This is a genomic window from Muriicola marianensis, assembly GCF_014638095.1.
Lineage (GTDB): Bacteria > Bacteroidota > Bacteroidia > Flavobacteriales > Flavobacteriaceae > Muriicola > Muriicola marianensis.
This window is the reverse complement of record NZ_BMFH01000001.1, coordinates 1,017,033-1,032,396: the sequence shown is the minus strand read 5'-3', so window position 1 is coordinate 1,032,396 and position 15,364 is coordinate 1,017,033. Positions and strand designations below refer to the sequence as shown.

15 protein-coding genes are annotated in these 15,364 nt (G+C 48.0%); 8 read left to right on the top strand and 7 right to left on the bottom strand.

Annotation, left to right across the window (positions count from 1 at the left end; genetic code table 11):
• The first annotated feature begins 125 nt into the window (after positions 1-125).
• Positions 126-1,469 (top strand): aspartyl protease family protein, encoded by a 1,344-nt coding sequence (locus IEV19_RS04740; RefSeq protein ID WP_188369524.1) that lies wholly within the window; start codon positions 126-128, stop codon positions 1,467-1,469.
• Positions 1,470-1,509: 40 nt separating this feature from the next.
• Here IEV19_RS04740 and IEV19_RS04735 read toward each other — a convergent pair whose 3' ends face one another.
• On the bottom strand, positions 1,510-1,896 hold the full coding sequence (locus IEV19_RS04735; protein ID WP_188369523.1) for a DUF1573 domain-containing protein: 387 nt from the start codon (positions 1,894-1,896) through the stop codon (positions 1,510-1,512).
• 192 nt (positions 1,897-2,088) lie between these two features.
• Between IEV19_RS04735 and IEV19_RS04730 the strand changes: the two genes are divergently transcribed.
• The 3 genes from IEV19_RS04730 (at position 2,089) to IEV19_RS04720 (ending at position 6,123) form a co-directional block, all read left to right on the top strand.
• Positions 2,089-4,725, top strand: a complete 2,637-nt coding sequence (locus IEV19_RS04730; protein ID WP_188369522.1) for a valine--tRNA ligase — start codon at positions 2,089-2,091, stop codon at positions 4,723-4,725.
• Between the two features lie 74 nt (positions 4,726-4,799).
• Positions 4,800-5,459, top strand: coding sequence for a leucine-rich repeat domain-containing protein (locus IEV19_RS04725; RefSeq protein WP_188369521.1), 660 nt, complete (start codon positions 4,800-4,802; stop codon positions 5,457-5,459).
• Positions 5,460-5,532: 73 nt separating this feature from the next.
• Complete coding sequence (locus IEV19_RS04720; protein ID WP_188369520.1) at positions 5,533-6,123, top strand: hypothetical protein; 591 nt, start codon at positions 5,533-5,535, stop codon at positions 6,121-6,123.
• Here the strand turns inward: IEV19_RS04720 and IEV19_RS04715 are convergent.
• Positions 6,116-6,559, bottom strand: coding sequence for a doxx family protein (locus IEV19_RS04715; RefSeq protein ID WP_188369519.1), 444 nt, complete (start codon positions 6,557-6,559; stop codon positions 6,116-6,118). The two genes, IEV19_RS04720 and IEV19_RS04715, sit on opposite strands and share 8 nt — an antisense overlap.
• A gap of 260 nt (positions 6,560-6,819) precedes the next feature.
• Between IEV19_RS04715 and IEV19_RS04710 the strand changes: the two genes are divergently transcribed.
• The 4 genes from IEV19_RS04710 (at position 6,820) to IEV19_RS04695 (ending at position 10,907) form a co-directional block, all read left to right on the top strand.
• A complete protein-coding gene (locus tag IEV19_RS04710; protein WP_188369518.1) occupies positions 6,820-8,088 on the top strand; it encodes a sensor histidine kinase in 1,269 nt (422 codons plus the stop codon).
• A complete protein-coding gene (locus IEV19_RS04705) occupies positions 8,081-8,797 on the top strand; it encodes a response regulator transcription factor (protein ID WP_188369517.1) in 717 nt (238 codons plus the stop codon). Before IEV19_RS04710 ends, IEV19_RS04705 begins: the two co-directional genes overlap by 8 nt.
• Positions 8,798-8,865: 68 nt before the next feature.
• A complete protein-coding gene (locus IEV19_RS04700) occupies positions 8,866-10,134 on the top strand; it encodes a sterol desaturase family protein (protein ID WP_188369516.1) in 1,269 nt (422 codons plus the stop codon).
• A gap of 5 nt (positions 10,135-10,139) precedes the next feature.
• Positions 10,140-10,907 (top strand): creatininase family protein, encoded by a 768-nt coding sequence (locus IEV19_RS04695; protein ID WP_188369515.1) that lies wholly within the window; start codon positions 10,140-10,142, stop codon positions 10,905-10,907.
• Between the two features lie 2 nt (positions 10,908-10,909).
• Here the strand turns inward: IEV19_RS04695 and IEV19_RS04690 are convergent, their stop codons facing one another.
• The 5 genes from IEV19_RS04690 to ftsH are packed head-to-tail and all read right to left on the bottom strand — an operon-like array spanning position 10,910 to position 15,363.
• Positions 10,910-11,179 (bottom strand): acyl-CoA-binding protein, encoded by a 270-nt coding sequence (locus IEV19_RS04690; RefSeq protein ID WP_188370734.1) that lies wholly within the window; start codon positions 11,177-11,179, stop codon positions 10,910-10,912.
• Positions 11,166-11,837: a phosphatidylserine decarboxylase family protein gene (locus tag IEV19_RS04685; protein WP_188369514.1), complete on the bottom strand. Its 672-nt coding sequence runs from the start codon at positions 11,835-11,837 to the stop codon at positions 11,166-11,168. Before IEV19_RS04685 ends, IEV19_RS04690 begins: the two co-directional genes overlap by 14 nt.
• Positions 11,827-12,627, bottom strand: a complete 801-nt coding sequence (locus tag IEV19_RS04680; protein ID WP_188369513.1) for a phosphatidate cytidylyltransferase — start codon at positions 12,625-12,627, stop codon at positions 11,827-11,829. Before IEV19_RS04680 ends, IEV19_RS04685 begins: the two co-directional genes overlap by 11 nt.
• 1 nt (position 12,628) lies before the next feature.
• Complete coding sequence (locus IEV19_RS04675) at positions 12,629-13,243, bottom strand: LUD domain-containing protein (protein ID WP_188369512.1); 615 nt, start codon at positions 13,241-13,243, stop codon at positions 12,629-12,631.
• Between the two features lie 53 nt (positions 13,244-13,296).
• Positions 13,297-15,363, bottom strand: a complete 2,067-nt coding sequence (gene ftsH / locus IEV19_RS04670) for an ATP-dependent zinc metalloprotease FtsH (RefSeq protein WP_188369511.1) — start codon at positions 15,361-15,363, stop codon at positions 13,297-13,299.
• Position 15,364 lies beyond the last annotated feature (1 nt).

Genomic DNA, 15,364 nt, shown 5'->3' with positions numbered 1-15,364 from the left:
GGGAAATACTAGCGGACAAAACAACAGGTTTGGACTAATCTTCAGGAATTTACAGAATGTTAAATCTGAGGCAACCCATTGATATAATTTGTATCTTAAGGAGTGTAAATCAATGTATTAGGCGAATGAGATTCCGGGTCCTGACAGGTGTGATCCTTCTTTGGTGCATTTCCTACAGCGGAATGGCACAAAAATTTCAATTGCCTGAAGGGACCAAATCCCAGAAAGTCAGTTTCCAGCTCATCAATAACCTGATCGTCATGCCCCTGGAGGTCAATGGAGCCAAACTGAATTTTATTCTGGATTCAGGGGTGAGCAAACCCATCCTTTTCAACCTTTCCGATCAGGATTCTATCGAACTCAGGAACGTCTCCGAGATCACCATCAACGGACTGGGGGCAGGGGAGCCCATCAAAGCCCTCAATTCACAAGGGAACAGTTTCAGGATCAAGAAGATCACCAACAATAAACAACAGCTTTTTGTGGTGCTCGACAGAGATATCAATTTCTCCCCAACCCTGGGTATACCCGTTCACGGGATCATCGGATTCGACCTTTTCAGAGATTTTATTGTGGAGGTGAACTACGGAAGGAAGTCGATAAGATTTCACGACCCCGAGCACTACAGGGGGGACAAAAGCGGAAAATCACATTCGATCCCTATCACTATAGAAGACCGCAAGGCTTATGTAGAAGGGCTTGTGAGCTTTGAAAATCTGAAGGATGTTCCCGTAAAACTCCTGATGGACACCGGCAGCAGTGATGCCGTATGGTTGTTCCAGGACCTGGAGAAGGGTATATCCATTCCCGAAAAACACTATGTGGATTATCTCGGAAAGGGATTGAATGGCAGTATTTTCGGCAAGAGAACTCTGGTAAGCAAGGTGCAACTCGGAGATTTTGTCCTCAATGATGCCAAAGCCGCTTTCCCTGACATGTTTTCATTTAGCAGCATAAAAGACCATGGAGACAGGAATGGCACGGTGGGAGGTGAGATCCTGCGACGCTTCAATATCGTGTTTAATTACCGGGATGGAGTGGTTAACCTGCGAAAGAACAGTTTTTTTAACGATCCTTTTCGCTTTAATATGAGCGGACTAGAATTGCAGCACAACGGGGTACGGTACATCGCAGAGCGTATTACCGACAGTCGGGGCGTTGTGAAGAATGATGAACGGGCATTCGGGGATGTGCAGATCCTGATGGAAAACAGAACCCGCCTCAGCCTGGTCCCCGAGATCATTGTATCCGGGATAAGGGCCGGCAGCCCTGCAGACGAAGCCGGGCTTCGGGAAGGGGATGTGATCCTGGCCGTCAATGGAAAAAGCATCCATAAATACAAGCTGCAGGAGGTCCTGAACATGATCAACGAAAAGAAAGGCAAGAAGGTCCGGCTGCTGATCGAAAGATACAACTCAGACCTGCTCTTTTCCTTTACCCTTAGGGATGTATTCGAAAAAAAACCCTGACAAATCTGCCAGGGTCTTTCTTGTTATATTTTAAAATGGATTATTTCCCGTCAATAGGCTTAACCTCGCCTTTGATTTTCAGCACCTTGGTCGGGGTGTCTGCATTCGAGATGACGGTAATGGCCTTCCTGATAGGGCCAACCCTGTTGGTGTCATATTTTACCTGAATTTCACCTGTGCTGCCTGGCATGATAGGCTCTTCAGGTTTTTTGGGGATAGTACATCCACAGCTTGAACTCACCTTGGAGATGATCAATGGAGCATCTCCCGTATTGGTAAACTCAAATACACGAATCCCGTCACTACCTTTCTGGATCACTCCGTAATCCACAGTCTCAGTTTTGAACTGTATTTTGGCCGTCTTTTCCTGAGCGTGTACGCTTAAGGCCATGAGGCCAACAAACAATAATAAAACTAGTTTTTTCATCACTTAACTTTTAGAGTGAATCTCAAATGTAGCATATTTGCAGTTACATCCAAAATTCTTTTGTTATCTACTAACGTTACTTATTTTTGTTTCGTATTTCATTGACGGATTTTAATCGAATTAAGGTCAATATCCGTAAAACCCTTATAATTCCGCCATTTCACCCCATATTTGTCAAGAATCATACCAAAGATGAATATCCCTTCAAAATACGATCCTGTTGCCATAGAAGACAAGTGGTATGCTTACTGGTTGGAGCATAAATACTTCCATTCAGTACCCGATAACAGGGAGCCATTTACCATCGTGATCCCCCCGCCCAACGTGACCGGGGTACTTCATATGGGGCATATGCTCAACAATACCTTACAGGATGTACTCATCAGAAAGGCCCGACTCCAGGGCCGCAATGCCTGCTGGGTTCCGGGGATGGACCACGCCTCCATTGCCACCGAGGCCAAGGTCGTCGCCAAATTAAGGGAGGAAGGGATCCGCAAAGCCGATCTCACCAGGGAGGAGTTTCTGGAACACGCCTGGGAGTGGACGCACAACTACGGGGGAGTAATCCTGGAACAACTCAAGAAACTCGGTTGCTCCTGCGATTGGGACAGGACCAAGTTCACTATGGATGAAGACATGTCGGCCTCCGTGATCCGCGTTTTTGTAGATCTGTACAAGAAAGGGTTGATCTACAAGGGATACCGGATGGTGAACTGGGACCCTGAAGCCAAGACCACTCTTTCGGATGAGGAAGTGATCTACGAGGAGAAACAGGGACAACTGTTCTATCTGAAATACGCCGTGGAAGGAAGTTCTGAAACGCTGACTATTGCTACTACCCGGCCGGAGACCATTCTTGGGGATACGGCAATCTGTATCCATCCGGAGGACGAGCGTTTCGACCATCTCAGGGGTAAGAAGGCTGTAGTTCCGGTATGCAACAGAGTGATCCCGATCATTGAAGATGAGTATGTCGACATAGAGTTCGGTACCGGCTGTCTGAAAGTAACCCCGGCCCATGATGAGAACGACTGGAAGCTGGGCGAAAAACACGGGCTTGAGACCATAGATATCTTTAACGAAGATGCCACTCTCAATGACTACGGGCTCCATTACAAAGGCAAGGACCGGTTTGAGGTCCGGAAGGAGATCGTAAAAGAACTCAAGGAGATCGGTGCTCTGGAAAAGGTGGAGACCTATAATAACAAGGTGGGCACTTCTGAGCGAACCAAGGCTATCATTGAACCCCGTCTGCTGGACCAGTGGTTTCTCAGCATGGAGGAACTGGTGAAACCGGCGTTAAAAGCCGTGGTCGATACCGGGGAAGTGCGATTCTTTCCGAAAAAGTTTGAAAATATATACAAGGTCTGGATGGAGAATATCCGCGACTGGAATATCTCCCGTCAACTGTGGTGGGGACAGCAGATCCCTGCCTACTATTTTGGGGAAGGATACAGGGAGGTTGTGGTGGCTGAGTCACCGGAAGAGGCGCTGAAGGAGGCCAGACTGAAAAGCGGCAATCCTGCCCTGAAGCCTGAAGACCTGAAGCAGGACGAGGATGTCCTCGATACCTGGTTTTCTTCCTGGTTATGGCCGATAAGTGTGTTCGGGGGGATCCTGGATCCCGATAATGAAGAGGTGAAGTACTATTACCCTACCAACGACCTGGTGACGGCGCCGGATATCATTTTCTTCTGGGTGGCTCGTATGATCGTGGCGGGCTATGAATTCAGGGATGCGAGACCCTTTGAGAATGTATATTTCACTGGTCTGGTGCGGGACAAGGAAAGGAGAAAGATGTCGAAGCAACTGGGGAATTCTCCTGACGCCCTTAAACTCATCGAGAACTACGGAGCCGACGGCGTCCGTGTGGGTCTTCTGCTCAGTGCCCCGGCAGGAAACGACCTCCTCTTTGACGAGTCGCTTTGCCAGCAGGGAAAGAATTTTGCGAATAAGATCTGGAATGCCTTCCGACTGGTCAAGGGATGGGAAGTGAAGGAGCTGCCACAGCCTGAGGCTGCAGCTGTAGGAATTCAGTGGTATGGAAATAAATTGAGCTCAACCCTTGAGGAAGTCAACGACCATTTTTCCAAATACCGCATCTCAGATGCCCTGATGGCCATTTACAAACTGATCTGGGATGATTTTTGTTCCTGGTTTCTGGAGATCGTCAAACCGGCCTACCAGCAACCTATAGACGAGAAAACCTATGCATCTGTCATCGGTTTCTTCGAGGAGAACCTGAAATTATTACACCCCTTCATGCCCTTCCTGACCGAGGAAGTCTGGCAGTGTATGAGCGAGCGCTCTCCTGAGGAAGCTCTGGTTATTGCCTCCTGGCCGGAGTCTATGGCTGTCGACAAGGAGATCCTGGAAGAATTTTCCTTTACTACCGAGGTAATATCGGGGATTCGCACGATCCGAAAGGAAAAGAACATTCCCCAGAAAGAGGCCCTGGAACTGCAGCAGATAAGGGTTCAGGAGGTTTCGGCCAAATGGGATTCGGTCATAGAAAAGCTGGGCAATATCAAAAAAATCACCTCTGTGGAGTCAGCCCCGGACGGCGCTCTTTCCTTCAGGGTGAAAAGCAATGAATTCTTTATCCCCGTGACCGGTGCGGTAGACTTGGAGGCTGAGGTTCAGAAAATCCAAGAAGAACTGACTTACACCCGTGGATTTTTAAAATCAGTGGAAAAGAAGCTGTCTAACGAGCGCTTTGTGAACAATGCACCGGAAGCAGTGGTCGCCCTCGAAAGGAAAAAAGCTTCCGATGCCAGGGAGAAGATTGAGACCCTTGAGAAAAGCCTGGCCAGCCTTTCGGCTTCCTGAGCTGTTTTCCTAAGAAAATCCAAATAAGGTGCACATTTTCAATCGGTTGTGATATATTTACCGAAAATGCTGTTATGAAAAAGCTCCTTTGTTTACTTCTATTTTTTCTAAGTTTTGCTATAATCTCATGTTCGAATGACGGGGATTCCGGGTCCGGCGAGCCTAATATCATCGTAAAATCCAGGACGAGTATTGCCGACGCGGCTTTTGAACAGGTACTTGTGGAGCTGGGGATTGATGATGTCGTTGATGGGTCCGTTCTCACCGAGAATGTCGAAATTGTTACCTCCCTGGTCATGAATGACAAGGGCATTACCAGCTTGGATGGCATTGCAGACTTCGCCATGCTGGATAACCTTTGGGTAAATGACAACCAGATCAGCACCCTGAACCTATCCTCCAACACTGCCCTGAAATTTGTCTATGTGGAGAATAATGCGCTTACCAGTATCAATATCAGCAACCTGTCCGTCCTCGAAAAGTTGTCGGTTCCGGGTAATAACCTGACCCAACTCGATATATCAGACAGTCCGGCCCTGCAATTGATCGACATCAAGGACAATACCCTGGGAGCCATCGACCTTTCTGCTATCCCGAACAGTCTGCAGCTCAATACGTTCGCTGTGGAGAACAATCCCCTTACCTGTATAAAAGTGAACGAGGAGATCCTAAACGATATCCCTTCTCAGTGGACAAAGGATCCGGAAGATGAATACGCTCTCACTTGCAATTAAGCACTTAATTCAGGGCTGATTGAATTCCCTGTATATCAGGTAGTTTCTTATCTTTAGGGAAAGATATACGGCCATGAGAACTCTCTTCCTTTTCCTGCTTTTGTTTCCTCTTATTTCTCCTGCCCAAGAAAAAGCGCCGGAGATCTTACCAGTAGAGATCCAGATCATCACAGCTACCCTTCCCCTGCCGCAAGAAGAGCGGGCGGGTGCCATGGTTTACGGATACAATGCCGGTGGGGAGTTCATCCTTCTCAGGGAAGGGACCAACAATATGGTCTGTATAGCCGACAATCCGAACAGGGAGGGAATCAGCGTAAGTTGCTATAGCAAAAGACTCGAACCTTTCATGGCCCGCGGCAGGGAACTCAATGCCGAGGGAAAATCCCAGGAGGAGCGAACGGCTATACGGGGGCAGGAGATCGCCTCCGGTAAACTAGCCATGCCTAAGGAACCCAGTATGCTTTATGTGTATTTTGGGAAGGATGAGGATTATGACCCGACGACCGGGCAACTTGAAAATGGGAAATTCAGATACGTGATCTACACCCCTTTTGCGACTACGGAATCCACAGGGCTTCCTGATAAGCCACATGCTCCGGGAATGCCCTGGTTGATGGATCCCGGCACGCACCGGGCTCACATTATGGTGGGCCCCTTCAACTAGTGGTTACGGGATTAACCTTGCGGGTATCCCACAGGGTGAAAAGGACGGCCACAATGATGAAATTCTTTATTATATACTGTCCTGTCAGGGTTAGTATTAACGGGCCTGCCGTAAATACCTCAGCTGGCAGTAAAATCAGGGGTGAGAAGGTCAGTAGGATGTGAAACATGGCAAAAGGGACAGTAATCCTGCGCAATACATTGAACAGCAGGAACAACCCCAGGGCACATTCCCATATAGCCAGAAGTACGAGCGACAGTCGGGTATCCAGCAGATCGAAGGTTAACAGGGCGATGGTTTCAGATGCCAGCTCTTCGGCCGGACTTACACCTGGGAAGAACTTCAGAGCCCCGAACCACAGGTATACAATCCCCAGTGAACATGAAAGGAAGGAGAAGCGACCTTTTACCCTCTTTTTTAGACCGATTTTATTCATGAATTCCGGATTAGGACTTATTTAACTAATAAGTGACTTACAAAAAAAGCTAACCGGGGAGGTTAGCTTTTTATAGAAACTTGAATTTTAACTAACTAAACTATGGAAGGTATTAACTCTTTACCTTTATGCTAAAGTAGTAGGTTTAAGCCCTTGATGGGATTAAGGGTTCGGTAAGAAAGATTAACGAAAGGTTAATCGCCTTAAGCACTGGCAAAGTAGTCATGGTAAAATGATATTTTTAACTCATTAATGGAAGTTTGAATAAGAGGAACATTTACATAGGGGTTTTTTTAATTTCCGTAATCGGCCTCTCCATCGTACAGTACAGGTACCTGGAGATCGGTCTGAGCCTGGCGCGGGTACAGTTCAGCAAAAACCTTGTGGCGGCAGGAGACGAGATACGGGATGACCTTACCAACCGGGATCAGATGACCTTCCTCCTAGGGAAAGCTTTACAGCGAGACTCTACCTATTTCACACTCAGCATAGACAGCGTACAGGATGCCTCCAGATTCTTTCTAAATGATTTTCTGACCGAACGCCTGGTGAGGAACGGGATTGAAGCCGAATTCAGTTATGAATTATTCTCCAAGGACACCTCCTATTACCTCAAGTCGACAAGAACCTTTTCCGACCGGGCAAGGGAGGTGAAATACCCAATCCTTCTACAGGGATATCTTCCTGATTTGCTGGGGGAGCGACTGATCCTTGAATTGAAGTTCAGGGATCTGCGCTCGTATTTCCTTTTTCAACTCAACGGGCTTATCCTGCCGAGCCTCCTCTTCCTGCTCGGTATCGTGGCGGTGATCATCTGGATCCTGAGAACCTATTACTGGCAGAGGAACCTGATCACCCATACCAATGAATTTATCAACAACCTCACACACGAACTGAAAACACCTGTATTCTCTATCGGCCTTGCCAGCAAACTCCTGAGTCAAAAGGCTACCGAGGATCAGAAACCCGTCCTGGAGATCATCAGGCAACAGACAGATCGACTCTCAGGACACATTGACCGTGTACTTGATCTGGCACGGATGGAATCCGGAAAGGACATCTTCAACCTATCAGATACCGATTTTCGCCCTGCACTGAAACAACTCTGTCAGGATTTCAGCACCCTGGTATCTCTGGAAGACGTCGATTTTACCTATGAATTAGAGGAAGGAGCCTACGTGATCAGGACGGAGGTCTTTCACCTAGAGAATGCTATCAACAACCTGCTGGACAATGCCAAAAAATATTCGGATGATCCGGTGATCAGCCTTCGGGCTACCCGTGAAAATGGCTATCTTGTCATCAGGATACAGGACAATGGCCGGGGCATAAGTCCCGAAGATCAAAAACGCATCTTTAAGAAATACTTTCGGGTGGGGGAAGGGGATATTCACAAGGTAAAGGGTTACGGCCTTGGACTTAGTTATGTCAAAAAAGTCATAGATGCCATGAAAGGAAAGATCAATCTGCAGAGCAAACTGGGGGAAGGTACCCTTGTCTCAATCCAAATTCCGCTGACCCATGGCTGATAAATTACCACGGATTCTGCTTGTTGAGGATGATACCTCCCTGGGATATCTTTTGACTGAGTACTTGCAGTTAAAGGGATTTTATGTCTTCTGGGCATCAGACGGGAAGAAGGCTCTTGCAAAACTGAACGAGGATGTCTACGATCTTGCGATTCTGGATATCATGATGCCTGAGATGGACGGGTTCTCCCTGGCGCGGAACATCAAAAGCCAGTACCCCGACCTCCCCTTTATCTTCCTCACGGCCAAATCGCTCAAGGTAGATGTTCTTAAGGGTTTTTCCCTGGGCGCTGTAGATTATCTCAAAAAGCCCATAGACGAAGAAGAGCTGGTGGTCAGGATCGAGGCCCTGTTGTCACACATTAAGGGAGGGGAACCGGACCAGGAGGAAATATCCAATGAGGTCCGAAGACTGGGCAAATACACCTTTAATCCCCTCAACCAGGAACTCCATTTTGACGAAGAGGTCATCCATCTCACCTCGAGGGAGAACGAATTGCTCACCTTTCTTTCTTCCCGCATCAACAGGCTGGCAGCACACCGGGATATACTCATGGCTCTGTGGGGCAGCCACGACTATTTTAAACAGAAAAGCCTCAATGTATTCATTACCCATCTCCGGAAATACCTGGAGAAAGATGAGGATATCCGCATTGAAAACGTCCACGGCCAGGGATTTATCCTCCGGATCAGGCAGTCGGATACCTGACCCAAACCCACGAGCATTTCGTTGAAATAGAGTATCTTTAAGGCCGGATCACAGTTGTTGCCAGTACTATGGAAACCTATGCCAAAGCGCTCCTGTACGCTATTCCTTTCTTCATTCTCCTTCTGCTGATCGAGATCCTGTACGGGCATTTCGTCAAGGACCAACAGCACAAGGTTATGGATACGGTGAGCAGCATCAGTTCAGGCCTTACCAATATCGTTAAGGATTCATTAGGCCTGGGAGTGATCCTTGTGAGCTATCCGTTCCTGCTTGAAAACCTGTCCATTGCCGAGATCAAAGCGACCTGGGGGGTGTGGCTGACAGCCTTCCTGGCTATTGACTTTGCAGGCTACTGGAACCATCGGCTGAGTCACCATGTCAATTTTTTCTGGAACCAGCATGTCATCCACCACAGCAGTGAGGAATTCAACCTGGCCTGTGCGCTCAGACAATCCATCTCGAATTTGCTCGGTTATTTCCCCCTCTTCCTGATTCCGGCCGCTCTCCTCGGCGTACCTGCTGAAGTGATAGCAGTGATCGCTCCTGTTCACCTCTTCGCCCAGTTCTGGTATCACACCCGGCATATCGGCAAGATGGGATGGCTGGAGTATATCATAGTAACCCCTTCTCAACACCGGGTCCATCATGCCATCAATCCTGAGTATATAGACAAGAATCTCGGTCAGGTACTCTGTGTCTGGGATCGCTGGTTTGGCACGTTCCAGGAAGAATTGGAGGAGGTACCACCCCAATACGGGGTCTTGAAGCCCGCCCATACGTGGAACCCGATCCTGATCAATTTTCAACATCTGTGGAGGCTGATCCTCGACGCATGGCACACACGAAGCCTGAAGGATAAATTGCGTATCTGGTTTATGCCGACAGGATGGAGGCCGGCCGATGTCCGGGAACGGTACCCTGTAGAGACCATAAAGGATGTCTATGCGTTCAAACGTTACGAAACACCGGCCTCACCCTGGTTCAAGGGTTACGCTGTCTTCCAGATGCTCAGTACCCTTGCCCTGACCCTTTTTATGTTCTACAATTATTCAGAGATAGGGTTCGATGGGTTGTTGCTTTTCGGAGCTTTTGTTTTCCTGGGGATTTTTGGGTATACCAGTCTGATGGACCGACAGAGGTTCGCTTTTCTTGTAGAATTGTTCAGGAGTATCGCCGGAATGGCCCTGATAGGGATCACTGGTGATTGGTTCGGAATTGATACCTACTGGGCCTACGGGAGCACGGTGGTGGGCTTCTATTTCGGTATCACTGCTTTGGCAGGCTTCTATTTTACTTTTGTGGAGCGAAGTGAAACGAAACGACAAATCGCGATGTAAAGCCTATGGCGATAAGACCCTATATCCTGGCGGAGACGAACTGGCATTCTTTAAAGGACGCCGATTTTGAACTGGCTGTGTTGCCCTGGGGGGCAACCGAAGCCCATAATTACCATTTACCCTATGGCACTGATATTTTCGAGGCGGAATTGATGGCGGCAGAAGCGGCCAGGCTTGCCTGGGATCGTGGAGCCAGGCCTATTGTTCTGCCTGTGATCCCCTTTGGGGTGAATACCGGACAGGCTGATATCTACCTGGACATCAACCTGAATCCTACTACCCAGATGGCGATCCTGAGAGACGTGATCACCGTTTTGAAACGGCAGGGGGTTCGCAAACTGCTGATCTTCAACAGCCATGGAGGCAATAATTTTAAAGCCCTTGTCAGGGAATTGGGCCTTGAATTTCCCGAGATGTTTCTCTGTGTTTCCCATTGGTTCAAGGTGATCGGTGATCCTGAGTATATAGAAGAGAAAGGAGACCATGCAGATGAAAGGGAGACCAGCCTCATGCTTTATTTCAGGCCGGATCTGGTCCTTGAAAAGAAGTTCTGGGGAAAGGGTGCTGCTAAAAAGTTCAGGATCAAAGCGTTCTCAGAGGGATGGGCCTGGGCTGAGAGGAGGTGGTCACAGATTTCCGAAGACACGGGAGTGGGCGATCCTTCCAAAGCGAGTAAAGAAAAGGGAGAAAGGCTTTTCAGGGATGTAAGTGCTGAGATGGGAAATCTGTTTTATGAGTTGTGCAAGGCGGATATCGATGATATGTACACCTGAACTCAGAAGGAGTTGATTCCGAATTCCTTTTTTACCAGAATGATATATTTTTCCATAGCCTCCTCCGGTTGAAGGTTCCGGGCCTGGATAAGAGCATTGGCTTTAAAGGCATTGATCAGGGGAGTCTTGCTGCCGGGATTGTCAAAATTCTGGTTGGCGATCTTGTAATAGGCATAGAGTTTCAGCAACAGATCCGGAGCCAGGGGGTCCGTGTAATTGCTGATGAAGGAAACAGCCTTCTGAAATTCTGTTTTCAGGTCATCCTTCTTCATCATAAGTGTTTAATGAGGCCAGGCAGGTGATGGCTCCTTTCACTTTCTGGTTGAGTTTCACGGCTACCAGCGCATTTAATGGCAGGAATACATCCACTCTGGAACCGAATTTAATAAAACCACTCTCTTCTCCCTGCTGTACGCTTTCGCCTTCTTCAGCGTAATTTACGATACGCCTTGCCATAGCGCCCGCGATCTGGCGGTAGAGGATATCACCAAATTTGGGGGTGCGAATCACCACGGTTGTACGTTCGTTCTCCTCACTCGACTTCGGGTGCCAGGCCACCAGGTACTTACCCGGATGGTATTTTGAATATTTAATTACCCCGCTGGCAGGGTAGCGCGTCACGTGGACGTTTACCGGAGACATAAAGATGGAAATTTGCAGCCTTTCCTCCTTAAAATATTCCGTTTCCATTACCCGTTCTATCACCACCACTTTTCCATCTACCGGGGCGTGGATCTCATTGAAATTCTTATTGGAAATCCTCTTGGGATTCCTGAAGAATTGAAGGATGGACACCAGGATGAGTATAGAGAGAATCTGAACGGTGATCCTTATCCAGTCTGTCAGTACATAAAAGTCGGCCAGCACCACGGCGACCACGACCAGGAAAAAAGTCAGGAGGATGATTTTTTGCCCCTCTCTATGAAACATAGGTAAAAATATTTAGTACCAAATAGGCGAATGGTGCTGCAAATATAAGACTATCCAGTCGATCCAGCATCCCTCCGTGACCCGGTAAAATGGCACCGCTGTCTTTGACCTGGGCCAGTCTCTTGAGTTTGGATTCCACGAGATCTCCCAGGCTTCCCGTGATCACGATCACGGAGGCGAGGATTATCCATTCAACAGGCTTTATGATGGGTTCGTACTGTGACAGCACATAGGCGGCGATCAAAGTGAAGATAAATCCACCCACGGTGCCCTCTATAGTCTTTTTGGGAGATACCGACGGAAAGAGTTTGGTGCGTCCTATGGATTTACCCACCAGGTAGGCGAATGAGTCGTTTACCCAAATCAGGATAAAGATCCCCATGATCAGCATTTTGGCAAAAGCGTCATCCTTATACGGGATCATGGTCAGAAAAATACAACCTCCTCCAATATAAAAGAGTCCGATCACAAATTTTTCATAGACCCGGTAGAATTTTTTTTGGGAGAAGAGGAAATAGATCAGGACGATGTTCACGGTTATGGAAAGGAACATCAGGATGTTGATCAGCACCGCGTCCCTGATGATATAGATGAAGAGCCACCACAATCCCAGATAAGCTGCAAAAATGTAGTACCCTCTTAATCTGACCAGTTTTTTGTACTCGTAAAGGCATGCCAGACCGAAGACCATAAAAAGGAAATCAAAGGCATCGGAACTCAGGAAGACGGCCGAGAGCAGCAGAATTACATAAACCACCCCCGTAAGTAAACGCCTGAGAAGTTCCTTCATCCTATAAATCTTCCAGAAGTAAGAGGTACAAGTGCTTGGAACTGCTTCCGTAGGTTAGAAAATCATCGGCATTTTCATTGGTGGCCTGAAAGTGCTTGATGGTGGTGATATTTGCAGGAATGCCCTGCCTGTATTTTTTTTTGATGGCTTTTAAACCTTCGCCAATGCTTTCAACGAGCTGACTTGTGGTGGCGAAGACAATGACATTTTCGGGGAGTTCGCTCAGCTTTTTTTCCTTCAGCTGATTGGAACACACCAGAATAGATCCGTTCTGGGCGATGAGGTGCTCACAGGTGGTGAAGAAAACCTCGCTTGCACTGGCCTTATTGGTAAAGGTGATCTTTTCTTTTGAGAACTTTTCTTCCAGCCTCGGGTCCATCACAAAAAAGGGCGTTTCTTCCCAGTGATTTTCCTCTACGATGTTCTTCATGGCTTCTGATACCTCCTCGAAAGAATCACAGTAAAGGAATTTGCCGCCGTTCTTTTTGAAATGAATGGTGAATTTTTCGTCTACGGGAAGATTGAGATCAGGCATATGGACACCACGGGTTTCGACGGTTTCCTTGGAAACCTTCTTTTTTTTACCTCCTCCAAATAAACTGGAAAATAGTCCCATAGGTCGATTTAAATCTGATCGAATGTACTCATTTCTAGAACGTAACGCGAGAATTATTTATTATCCTTGGTCAGTTCTTCCTCCTTCTTCACCTCGGCGGATTTCCCTTCCTTAGAAGATTCCTTTTCACTCACCGGTTTATCCTTGTCCTCTGGCTTCTCTTCATTGCTGGAGATCTCCTGTCCCTTTTTGTCGAACTTTTTTTCGAAAGGCCGTTTTCCGAATATCTTTTCGAGATCTTCCTTGAAGATGACTTCTTTCTCGAGCAGTCGTTCGGCCAGTTCGGTTAGCTTGTCCTTGTTCTTTTCCAACACATCCACAGCCCTGGCGTACTGTTCTTCAATGAGTTTTGAGATCTCCTCATCGATCTTTTGGGCGGTCTCCTCGCTGTAGGGTTTTGTAAAACCGTATTCGCTCTGACCGGATGAATCGTAGTAGGTGAGATTTCCGATAGTATCGTTGAGGCCGTAAATGGTCACCATGGCACGAGCCTGTTTAGTTACCTTCTCCAGATCGCTGAGGGCCCCGGTTGAGATCTTGTCAAAAATGACCTTTTCGGCAGCACGTCCACCCAGAGTGGCACACATTTCATCCTTCATCTGTTCGGGTCGGACAATCAGGCGTTCCTCGGGCAGGTACCACGCTGAACCCAGGGACTGTCCCCTTGGAACGATGGTCACTTTCACGAGGGGTGCCGCGTGTTCCAGCATCCAGCTTACCGTGGCGTGGCCAGCCTCGTGGTAGGCGATCGTTCTTTTCTCTTCTTTGGTGATGATCTTATTTTTCTTCTCGAGTCCGCCAACAATACGGTCGACTGCATCCAGGAAATCCTGTTTGGTCACGGCCTTTTTCTCTTTCCTGGCAGCGATCAAAGCAGCTTCATTACAGACGTTTGCGATATCTGCTCCGGAGAATCCGGGAGTCTGACGGGCGAGGAAGTCCAGATCGAGTGTCTCAGCCGTTTTGATGGGTCTCAGGTGGACCTCAAAGATCTCTTTTCGCTCCCGTATGTCTGGCAGGTCGACGTAGATCTGCCGATCGAACCTTCCTGCACGCATCAGGGCCTTGTCGAGCACATCTGCGCGGTTTGTGGCTGCGAGTACAATCACATTGGTGTTCGTCCCAAAACCATCCATCTCAGTGAGTAACTGGTTCAGGGTGTTTTCCCGTTCGTCATTGGAACCTGTAAAGTTGTTCTTTCCCCTGGCCCGTCCTATGGCGTCTATCTCGTCTATAAAGATGATAGCCGGAGCTTTATCCTTGGCCTGTTTAAAAAGATCTCTTACCCTGGACGCTCCCACACCGACGAACATCTCGACGAAGTCAGACCCGGAAAGGGAGAAGAAGGGTACCTTGGCTTCCCCTGCCACCGCTTTGGCCAGGAGAGTTTTTCCGGTCCCGGGAGGACCTACCAACAGAGCACCTTTGGGGATCTTACCTCCCAGGGAAGTGTATTTGTCAGGATTTTTCAGGAATTCCACGATCTCTTCAATCTCCTCTTTAGCACCTTCCAGCCCTGCCACATCCTTGAAGGAAGTGCGCGTATCTGTTTTCTCGTCAAAGAGTTTTGCCTTGGACTTACCGATATTGAAGATCTGCCCACCGGCTCCACCGGCCCCTCCTCCGGACATCCTCCTCATGAGGTAGATCCAGAGTCCTATGATAAGGACAAAGGGAAGGATGGTGATCAGCAGGTCAAAAAAGATGTTGGATTCCTTGTCGAACTCCACAATGGTGTTCAGGGAATTTTCCTTTTTAATCTCGGTGATTTCGTTCTGGAAGATCTGAAGGTCTCCGTAATCCAGCACGTATTGGGGGATCTCAGCCGTCGTGGGGAAAAAGGGTTTATTCGCGACATCCTTGTGAACGTCCTTTGTCAGCGCTTCTTCCGTCAGGAACACCTTGGCCTGATTTGTATTGGTAATGATCAGGATCTTGGCGATATCGCCAGCCCTGAGGTATTGCTGCAATTCGGAAGTGGTGGTTTTACGGGTGGTTCCCATACCTCCGCTTCCAAAAAAATTAAATCCGATCAGCAAAACCGCGATCAGTCCGTAGATCCACCACGAACTGAACTTTGGTTTTTTCTGAGGGGTGTTATTGTTATTTTCCTTAGCCATT

Bases quoted from the DNA above. Each gene is read 5' to 3' on its own strand.
- IEV19_RS04740 (WP_188369524.1), top strand. From the start codon at position 126: ATGAGATTCCGGGTCCTGACAGGTGTGATCCTTCTTTGGTGCATTTCC.
- IEV19_RS04735 (WP_188369523.1), bottom strand. From the start codon at position 1,896: ATGAAAAAACTAGTTTTATTATTGTTTGTTGGCCTCATGGCCTTAAGC.
- IEV19_RS04730 (WP_188369522.1), top strand. From the start codon at position 2,089: ATGAATATCCCTTCAAAATACGATCCTGTTGCCATAGAAGACAAGTGG.
- IEV19_RS04725 (WP_188369521.1), top strand. From the start codon at position 4,800: ATGAAAAAGCTCCTTTGTTTACTTCTATTTTTTCTAAGTTTTGCTATA.
- IEV19_RS04720 (WP_188369520.1), top strand. From the start codon at position 5,533: ATGAGAACTCTCTTCCTTTTCCTGCTTTTGTTTCCTCTTATTTCTCCT.
- IEV19_RS04715 (WP_188369519.1), bottom strand. From the start codon at position 6,559: ATGAATAAAATCGGTCTAAAAAAGAGGGTAAAAGGTCGCTTCTCCTTC.
- IEV19_RS04705 (WP_188369517.1), top strand. From the start codon at position 8,081: ATGGCTGATAAATTACCACGGATTCTGCTTGTTGAGGATGATACCTCC.
- IEV19_RS04700 (WP_188369516.1), top strand. From the start codon at position 8,866: ATGGAAACCTATGCCAAAGCGCTCCTGTACGCTATTCCTTTCTTCATT.
- IEV19_RS04695 (WP_188369515.1), top strand. From the start codon at position 10,140: ATGGCGATAAGACCCTATATCCTGGCGGAGACGAACTGGCATTCTTTA.
- IEV19_RS04690 (WP_188370734.1), bottom strand. From the start codon at position 11,179: ATGAAGAAGGATGACCTGAAAACAGAATTTCAGAAGGCTGTTTCCTTC.
- IEV19_RS04685 (WP_188369514.1), bottom strand. From the start codon at position 11,837: ATGTTTCATAGAGAGGGGCAAAAAATCATCCTCCTGACTTTTTTCCTG.
- IEV19_RS04680 (WP_188369513.1), bottom strand. From the start codon at position 12,627: ATGAAGGAACTTCTCAGGCGTTTACTTACGGGGGTGGTTTATGTAATT.
- IEV19_RS04675 (WP_188369512.1), bottom strand. From the start codon at position 13,243: ATGGGACTATTTTCCAGTTTATTTGGAGGAGGTAAAAAAAAGAAGGTT.
- ftsH (WP_188369511.1), bottom strand. From the start codon at position 15,363: ATGGCTAAGGAAAATAACAATAACACCCCTCAGAAAAAACCAAAGTTC.